Consider the following 438-nt stretch of genomic DNA (forward strand, 5'->3'; position numbering starts at 1 on the left):
TACTGGAGGCATCAAGTAAACTTCCTACATCCTGTAGTAGTTGAGATTCTCCAACCAGATCAATTATCCCATTAAGAAGAAGATAATGACTAATGCTGAGGAATTGTCCCGAATTGTTTTCATTTTGTGGACCGGTTGGATTAGCTATGGTTAAGCGTTTACCGGCAGTCTCAGATAATAATCCAAGGACCCGAATATCTTTTGCCTGGCTGGTGATATTATGTCTTGTTACTACGATGTTCCAGTCTATCATGGTAGCACCATCTACACCTCTGCTGTTTGGATAATCCCAAACCGCAGGCCGTAGCCACGTATTGTCGGCTATCCACTGGCCGTCTTTTGCTGAATAATAGGGCAGGGGAGCCGTATTTTCCTGAAGCGTCTTAATATTTACCATTTTTCCATGGTAAGCATTAGGGGCTTTATCAAGGGTGGTTC

At 43.4% G+C, this 438-nt stretch carries 1 protein-coding gene; it reads right to left on the minus strand.

Annotation, left to right across the window (positions count from 1 at the left end; genetic code table 11):
• A partial coding sequence (locus HC175_RS18880; protein WP_168139727.1) for a hypothetical protein occupies positions 1-397 on the minus strand: 397 nt, incomplete at its 3' end.
• Positions 398-438: the final 41 nt, after the last annotated feature.

The organism is Salinimicrobium oceani, from assembly GCF_012037645.1.